The organism is Bradyrhizobium oropedii, assembly GCF_020889685.1.
GTDB classification, from domain to species: Bacteria; Pseudomonadota; Alphaproteobacteria; order Rhizobiales; family Xanthobacteraceae; genus Bradyrhizobium; species Bradyrhizobium oropedii.
Map to the genome: position 1 here is coordinate 23306 of NZ_JACMYO010000097.1, position 7705 is coordinate 31010.

Annotated in this window: 7 protein-coding genes; 5 read left to right on the plus strand and 2 right to left on the minus strand. The window is 65.1% G+C overall.

What is annotated here, in order from left to right:
• The first annotated feature begins 12 nt into the window (after positions 1–12).
• From H8A95_RS25120 to H8A95_RS25140, 5 genes are all read left to right on the plus strand, one after another.
• Positions 13–1419: an enolase-like domain-containing protein gene (locus H8A95_RS25120; RefSeq protein ID WP_229185559.1), complete on the plus strand. Its 1407-nt coding sequence runs from the start codon at positions 13–15 to the stop codon at positions 1417–1419.
• A complete protein-coding gene (locus H8A95_RS25125; RefSeq protein ID WP_229185560.1) occupies positions 1416–2567 on the plus strand; it encodes a Gfo/Idh/MocA family protein in 1152 nt (383 codons plus the stop codon). The genes H8A95_RS25120 and H8A95_RS25125 overlap by 4 nt, the downstream gene beginning before the upstream one ends.
• A gap of 15 nt (positions 2568–2582) precedes the next feature.
• Positions 2583–3776 (plus strand): dihydrodipicolinate synthase family protein, encoded by a 1194-nt coding sequence (locus H8A95_RS25130; protein ID WP_229185562.1) that lies wholly within the window; start codon positions 2583–2585, stop codon positions 3774–3776.
• Positions 3776–4639: a sugar phosphate isomerase/epimerase family protein gene (locus H8A95_RS25135; RefSeq protein WP_229185564.1), complete on the plus strand. Its 864-nt coding sequence runs from the start codon at positions 3776–3778 to the stop codon at positions 4637–4639. The genes H8A95_RS25130 and H8A95_RS25135 overlap by 1 nt, the downstream gene beginning before the upstream one ends.
• A gap of 111 nt (positions 4640–4750) precedes the next feature.
• Positions 4751–5896 carry an alpha-hydroxy acid oxidase gene (locus tag H8A95_RS25140; RefSeq protein ID WP_229185565.1) on the plus strand — a complete coding sequence of 382 codons (1146 nt, stop codon included), beginning with the start codon at positions 4751–4753 and terminating at the stop codon, positions 5894–5896.
• A 24-nt stretch (positions 5897–5920) separates the two neighbouring features.
• Here the strand turns inward: H8A95_RS25140 and H8A95_RS25145 are convergent, their stop codons facing one another.
• Both H8A95_RS25145 and H8A95_RS25150 read right to left on the minus strand, forming a co-directional pair.
• Positions 5921–6613, minus strand: coding sequence for a potassium channel family protein (locus tag H8A95_RS25145; protein ID WP_229185567.1), 693 nt, complete (start codon positions 6611–6613; stop codon positions 5921–5923).
• A 126-nt stretch (positions 6614–6739) separates the two neighbouring features.
• The coding region (locus H8A95_RS25150; RefSeq protein ID WP_229185568.1) for a Spy/CpxP family protein refolding chaperone at positions 6740–7705 on the minus strand (966 nt) is incomplete at its 5' end.

Genomic DNA, 7705 nt, shown 5'->3' on the forward strand with positions numbered 1-7705 from the left:
CCCGAGTCTCCAATGCCGCTTCGTCTAAAAGTCAACGATATCGCCTTCTTTGAACGGCCGCTGGTGTTCGCCCGGCCGTTCCGTTTCGGCGCGGTGACGATCACCGCGTCGACGCAGCTGTTCGTGCGGGTCGAGATCGAGGTGGAGGGCAAGGGCCGGGCGACCGGCGCCAGCGCCGAAATGCTGGCGCCGAAATGGTTCGACAAGCGGCCGCATCTGACGGAGGCACAGTCGCTCGACGGCCTTCGCCGCTCGCTTGCGGTTGCCCGCGAGCTTTATCTGGCGAACAGGGGCTTTGATACCGCGTTCGGCCTGCACGCCAAGTGTATCGGCCCGCAGGTCGCTGCCTGCGCTGCGGAGGATATTCCACCGCTCGCCGCCGGCTTTGGCCCGGCCGAGATCGACAAGGCGATCCTCGATGGGTTGCTGCGCGCGGCGGGTGTCAACTTCTTCGATGGCATGACCGGCAATATCGCTGATATCGACGCGCGGCTGACGCCGGATGTCGACGACGCGGCCATCGCGCGGTTCCTGTCGACGCGCAAGCGGCTCGACCGTGTCACCGTCAGGCATACGGTCGGGATGGACGACAAGGTTGAAGGCGAGGGCGGCGTTGCCGACGCGAACGAGAATGCCGGTGCACGCTATTTCAAGCTCAAGCTGAACGGCGATCCCGCGCATGATGCGGCGCGGCTGGCGCGGATCGGCGGCGAGCTCGCAAAGCTGCCTTACGCCACCAGGATCACGCTCGACGCCAACGAGCAATATGCCGACCTTACCGCACTGAACGCGTTGGCCGAGCGGCTCGACCATGACGCGGCGCTGCGGTCGATCGCCGCGAACCTGCTCTATATCGAGCAGCCGATGCCGCGCGAGATCACAAAGGCCTCGCCACTCGGAAAGCTTGCGGCGCGCCGCTTCATCATCGACGAGGCCGACGATTCCTACGATGCCTTCCCGCAGGCGCGGGCGCTCGGCTACCGCGGCATCTCGTCGAAATCGTGCAAGGGCATCTACAAGTCGGTCATCAACGCCACGCGCGCGGCGGTGTGGCGCGCGGAGGGCGGTGAGTATTTCATCAGCGGCGAGGACCTGACCTGCCAGGCAGGGCTCGGCGTGCAGCAGGACCTCGCACTCGGCGCACTGATCGGCGTCCCCCATGCCGAGCGCAACGGCCACCATTACGTCGACGGCTTTGCCGACACTCCGGCTGACGAAGCTGATGCCTTCCTCACCGCGCATCCCGATCTCTACATGCGTGCCGGCGGCAAGGTCCGCCTTGCGATCCATGACGGCGATCTCCTGACCGGATCGATCGCCGCGGCACCGGGCTTTGCCAGTTCGATCCATCCGGACTGGTCCACCATGCAGCCGCTCAAGCGGCCAACACCACGCGTTTCGCAGGAGCAAGCAATATGACGACCAAACGCCTCGGCCTGATCATGAACGGCGTCACCGGCCGGATGGGGCTCAACCAGCATCTGATCCGCTCGATCGTCGCGATCCGCGAGCAGGGCGGCGTGCAGCTTTCGAACGGCGACCGCATCATGCCCGATCCGATCCTGGTCGGCCGCGACGCCGAGAAGGTCGGCGCATTGGCGAAACGCTACAATATCGAGCGCCACACCACCGATCTCGATCGCGCGCTGGGGGACAAGGGCGACACGGTGTTCTTCGATGCCGCCACCACGCAGGCGCGGCCCTCGCTGCTGACCAAGGCGATCAACGCCGGCAAGCACGTCTATTGCGAGAAGCCGATCGCGACCAATCTGGAAGAAGCCGTCGCGGTGGTGAAGCTTGCCAACGCCAAGGGCCTCAAGCACGGCACGGTGCAGGACAAGCTGTTCCTGCCCGGCCTGAAGAAGCTCGCCTTCCTGCGCGACTCCGGTTTCTTCGGCCGCATGCTCTCGGTGCGTGGCGAGTTCGGTTATTGGGTGTTCGAGGGCGGCTGGCAGGAGGCGCAGCGGCCGTCGTGGAACTACCGCGCCGAGGACGGCGGCGGCATCATCCTCGACATGGTCTGCCACTGGCGCTACGTGCTCGACAATCTGTTCGGCGAGGTCGAGAGCGTGGTCTGCATCGGGACAACAGATATCCCCGAGCGCTATGACGAGAAGGGCAAGAAGTACCAGGCGACCGCCGATGATTCCGCTTACGCCACCTTCCGTCTGAAGGGTGGCGTGATTGCGCATATCAACATGAGCTGGGTGACGCGGGTCTACCGCGACGACCTCGTCACCTTCCAGGTCGACGGCACCCATGGCTCGGCGGTGGCGGGGCTGACCGACTGCGTGATCCAGGCGCGCCAGGCGACGCCGCGGCCGGTGTGGAATCCGGACGAGAAGCGCATGCACGATTTCTATGCCGACTGGCAGAAGCTCCCGGAGAATGTCGTTTACGACAACGGCTTCAAGGAGCAGTGGGAGATGTTCATCCGCCACGTCTGCGAGGATGCACCCTACAAATATACGTTGCTCGAAGGTGCCAAGGGCGTGCAACTTGCCGAATGCGCGCTGAAGAGCTGGAAGGAGCGGCGCTGGATCGACGTCGCCCCGATCGTGGTCTGAGAAGGGACCTCCGTCATGAACAAGCCAGTCCTGCCGATCTCGTCGCTGTCGCTGAAACTCCCGACCACGGGCGGAGGCCTCGAGACTTATCGCCTGGCAGCGTCGCGGACCTTTCCGGCGAAGCTCGAGGGGGCGCTCAACCGCGTCGCGTTCTCGGCCGCACATGTGGTCGCCGATCCGCGGGCCGACGTCGATCCCTGGCTGAGCGCTGCGATCGATTGGGACAGGACGATCGCATTCCGCGAGCACGTCTGGGACCTCGGTCTTGGCGTCGCCGAGGCGATGGACACCGCGCAGCGCGGCATGGGGCTGGACTGGGCGACTTCGCTCGAACTGATCCAGCGCTCGGTCAAAGCCGCGAAGGCCAGGGGCAACGCACTGGTGTTTTCGGGCGCCGGCACCGACCATCTCGCTGTGGAAGACGCCAGGTCGATCGACGATGTGATCCGTGCCTATGAGGAGCAGATCGCGGCGGTGGAGAAGGCGGGCGGGCGGATCATCCTGATGGCCTCGCGTGCGCTGGCGAAGCTCGGCAAGAGCGCAGAGGATTACGCCGGGGTTTACGACCGCGTGTTGTCGCAGGTCCGCGAACCCGTGATCATCCACTGGCTTGGCGATATGTTCGATCCTGCGCTATCGGGCTATTGGGGCACCGCCGATCTCGACAAGGCGATGGATACCGCGGTTGCGATCATCAACGCCAATGCGGCCAAGGTCGATGGCGTCAAGGTCTCGCTGCTCGACAAGCAGCGCGAGATCGACATGCGGCGGCGGCTCGATGCCCGCGTAAAAATGTACACCGGCGACGACTTCAACTATGCCGAGCTGATCGCTGGCGATGACAAGGGCTTCTCCCACGCGCTGCTCGGCATTTTCGACGCGATCGCGCCGGCGGCGTCCTATGCGCTGTCGCGGCTGGCCGCTGGCGATGAGGCCGGCTTCCATGATGTGCTGGGCCCGACGGTGCCGCTGTCGCGCCACATCTTCAAGGCGCCGACGCGCTTCTACAAGACCGGCATCGTGTTCATGGCCTATCTCAACGGGCATCAGGATCACTTCACGATGGTCGGCGGACAGGAGAGCGCGCGCTCGACCTTGCATCTCGCCGAGCTGTTCCGGCTCGCAGACCAGGCGGGACTGCTCGCCAATCCGGAAGTCGCGACGCGCCGGATGCAGGCCATCCTGACCACACGCGGTATCGACGCCTGATGCGTGATTTTTCCGACGATCACCGCTGGTTGTCGCTGAACACGGCGACCGTCCGCAAGCAGGGCGATCTCATCGCCATCATCGACGCCTGCGCGCGCCATGGCATCCGCGCCATCGATCCCTGGCGCGACCAGGTCGCCGCCGTCGGCCTCGACCGCGCAGCGCGTGCGGTGAAGGACGCCGGGCTCGATCTGTCAGGCTATTGCCGCGGCGGCATGTTCACGGCCGATAGCGCGCGCCGCAGCGAGGTGCGCGACGACAACCGCCGTGCAGTCGACGAGGCGGCGGAGCTCGGCGCCCCCTGCATCGTGCTGGTGGTGGGTGGCCTGCCGCAATATTCGCGGCCGGGCAGCGCGGCCTCGAAGGACATCGCGGCAGCGCGCAATCAGGTGCACGACGGCATCGCCGAGATGCTGGACTATGCAAAGCAGGTCAAGCTGCCGCTTGCGATCGAGCCGCTGCATCCGGCCTATGCCGCCGACCGCGCCTGCGTGAACACGACCAAGCACGCACTCGACATCTGCGACGCGCTCGATCCCGGCCGCACCGGCGCGATCGGCGTCGCGCTCGACGTCTATCACATCTGGTGGGATCCGGAGCTGAGGAGCCAGATCGCCCGCGCCGGCAAAGATCGCCTGCTCGCGTTCCACGTCTGCGACTGGCTGGTGCCGACCAGGGATATCCTCAACGACCGCGGCATGATGGGCGACGGCGTCATCGACATCAAATCGGTGCGCGCGATGGTCGAGGCGCAGGGCTTTGCCGGCTATTCGGAGATCGAGATCTTCTCGAATGACTGGTGGAGCCGTCCGCTGGACGAGGTGCTGGGGACCTGCATCGAGCGGCACCGCTCGGTGGTCTGATCCAACCACCGGTTCGGTGGACAAGGCAAAGCGTGCCCGTTATTCCGGGGGCGTGGGTGGGAACGGCACTGGGGCCGTTGAACGCCGCGGCCCGGACCTTCGGAGCACGATATGCGCTTGAGTCATTGCCATAATTTCCATGACTTCCGTGAAATGGCGCGGCGGCGGCTTCCGGGGCCGATCTTCGATTATATCGATGGCGGAGCCGACGACGAGGCGACGCTTCGACAGAACACCGCGAGCTTCGAGCGGTGCGACCTGGTGCCCAACGTCCTGCGCGGTGTGGAGAACGTCGATCTCTCGGTCACCGTGATGGGGCAGAAACTGGCGACACCGTTCTATTGTTCGCCTACCGCGCTGCAGCGCCTGTTTCATCATCAGGGCGAACGAGCCGTCGCCGCCGCGGCGGCGAAATACGGCACAATGTTCGGCGTGTCCTCCCTCGGCACCGTGAGCCTCGAGGAATTGCGCAAGGCCTACGCGACGCCGCAGGTCTACCAGTTCTATTTCCATCGGGATCGCGGCCTGAACACGGCCATGATGCAGCGCGCCAAGCAGGCTGGCGTCAACGTCATGATGTTGACCGTCGACAGCATCACCGGCGGCAACCGCGAGCGCGACCTGCGCACCGGGTTCTCGATTCCGTTCAGGCTCACGCTCGGCGGCATGTTGCAATTCGCCATCAAGCCGGCATGGGCCATCAACTACGTCACCCATGAGAGCTTCAAGCTGCCGCAGCTCGACGAGCATGTCGACATGAGCGGCGGCGCGATGTCGATCGGGCGTTATTTCACTGAAATGCTCGATCCCGCCATGACATGGGACGACGTCGCCGGGATGGTCCGGCAGTGGAACGGCCAGTTCTGCCTGAAGGGCATCATGTCGGTCGAGGACGCCAAGCGCGCCGTCGAGATCGGCTGCACCGGCATCATTCTGTCCAACCACGGCGGCCGGCAGCTCGACGGCTCCCGGGCGGCGTTCGATCAGCTGGCCGAGATCGTCGATGCCGTGGGCGACCGGATCGATGTGATGATGGACGGCGGCATCAAGCGGGGCAGCCATGTGCTCAAGGCACTGTCGCTGGGCGCCAAGGCCGTTGGCCTCGGCCGCTTCTATCTCTATCCGCTGGCATCGGCCGGCCAGCCAGGAGTCGAGCGGGCGCTCGGTCTGCTGCAGGCGGAGCTGGTGCGGGACATGCGGCTGATGGGGTGTTCCTCGATCAGCCAGCTCTCTCGGGCAAACCTGCGGTTCAGATAGCCGCCCGACCAATCCGTATCGCGCTCACGAATCCTGATCGCTGTGCGTGATCTCGAGCGTGACGAGCCGCGCCAGCAGCGTTGCGGGATAGAGTTGGCCGAAGATCGCCTCGAGATTGCACAGGCTGCGCGCGATCGGGTGCAGCGGGGCGACGTCGCCATAGCCGGTGGTCGTCAGCGTCATGAAGCTGAAATAGATCAGTTGGTTCGCCAGCGCCGGACTGTCCTCCATCTTCATCCCGGAAAAGGCGTTCGGCAGCAGCGTGCCGATGAAGGTGTAGAGTGCCGAGAAGATCACGGCAACGGATAGGTAGAGCAGGACGGCGCCGATCACGCGGTGATAGGTGACGCGGCCCGGCGCAAACGTCGCGCGAGCCACCGTCACAGCGAGAGTGATGCCGACGATCAGCCACGAGCCGGCGAACAGATTGAGGTCGAGGATCGAGGGCGAACGCAGCCTCAGGGCTCCGCCCGTGACGATCATGGCAAGCGCAACCAGCATCGCGGTGACGGCGATTGCGCTTCCCGACATCAGAAACACGCCGCCGACCAGGAAGAGCGCGAGCAGCAGCTCGAAGATCTGGAATTCGAACAGGCCGAGGGCTTGGAGCGGCGCTATCACGAACATCATGATCATGATCAGGGCCGTGAGCACGGTCAGCAGGGAATCGCCCCAGCGCTTGCGCAGCTCGCCGATGCTCGTCCAATTGCGCTTCATTCCCGCCCCGCCACTCGGCATGACATCAGGATGTCGGTGCCGAACATTGCTGTGCGGCGGCCGCAAAGGCAAGACGGGGGGCCGGTGTCGCGCGCACCGGGCGGTGAAGATCGCAGGCCGGCGGCCTCAGGGGCTCGCGACCTGCTGCAGCGTGTTGAAGCGTGCCTTCTGCTCGCTGCTCAGCGTGGCGTAGAACTTGTCCAGCGCAGGCTCGATCAGCTGCGCGGCCTTCTGCATGGCCTCGAGCCGGCGCTGCATCGCCTCCAGCCGGCCGACCGGGGTCAGCGGCACATCGTTCGGGCAAGCCGCCTGCAGGTCCGCAATGGCCTTCGTGGTCGCATCGCTCAGGCGATCGAGCGCTTCCTTCTGCTTGCCCGCTGGATGAAGCGAGGCCTCGATCCGGTTGATCGGCAATTGGGCCAGGTCGGATTTCGAATCGCCGCAATTTCCGGATTGCGCGGTCGCCTCCTGCTGTTGCGGCGAACGTTCGCCGACATGTGGACCGAGCGCATTGAAGCGGGCCTGCTGCTCGTCGCTGAGTGAGCTGTAGAAATTCTCCAGGGCGGGCCGCACGATCTTGATCGCTTCGAGCGTCGCGCTGATGCGGTTCAGCATCGACCGCAAGCGGCCGGCCGGCGTCAGCGCATAGCTGTCGGTGCAGGAGTCCTTGAAGACATTGGCAGCTTGCGCCGCGGCAGCCTTCAGATCGTCCAGCAAGGCGCGCTGCTGCTGGCTCGGCCGTACCGCCCGCGCGATGTCGGCAAGCGGCCAGGCCGTGACGCCCTTGTCCGGTTCACCGCACAGCTGCTTGATGGCCTGCGGGCTCGTATCGGCGCGTTGACGGGATCGAGTGCGGCCTGCGGTCGCCGGATAATCGCCGGGCTCGATGCTGGCATAGGCGGAGTAAGGGCTGTTGGTGTCCCAGAACACGGTGTCGACGAAGTCGTCATAGGCGTAGGCCCAATAGCCGGGGTCGTAGGCATAGGGCCAGAACGTGTAGTCAAAGATGTCCGAATAGGCGTAAGGCAGGAACACCGGGCCAAGCCACGCCACGAACGCCGCGCGGTGGCCGCGCCGCCAGGCATTCCGGGG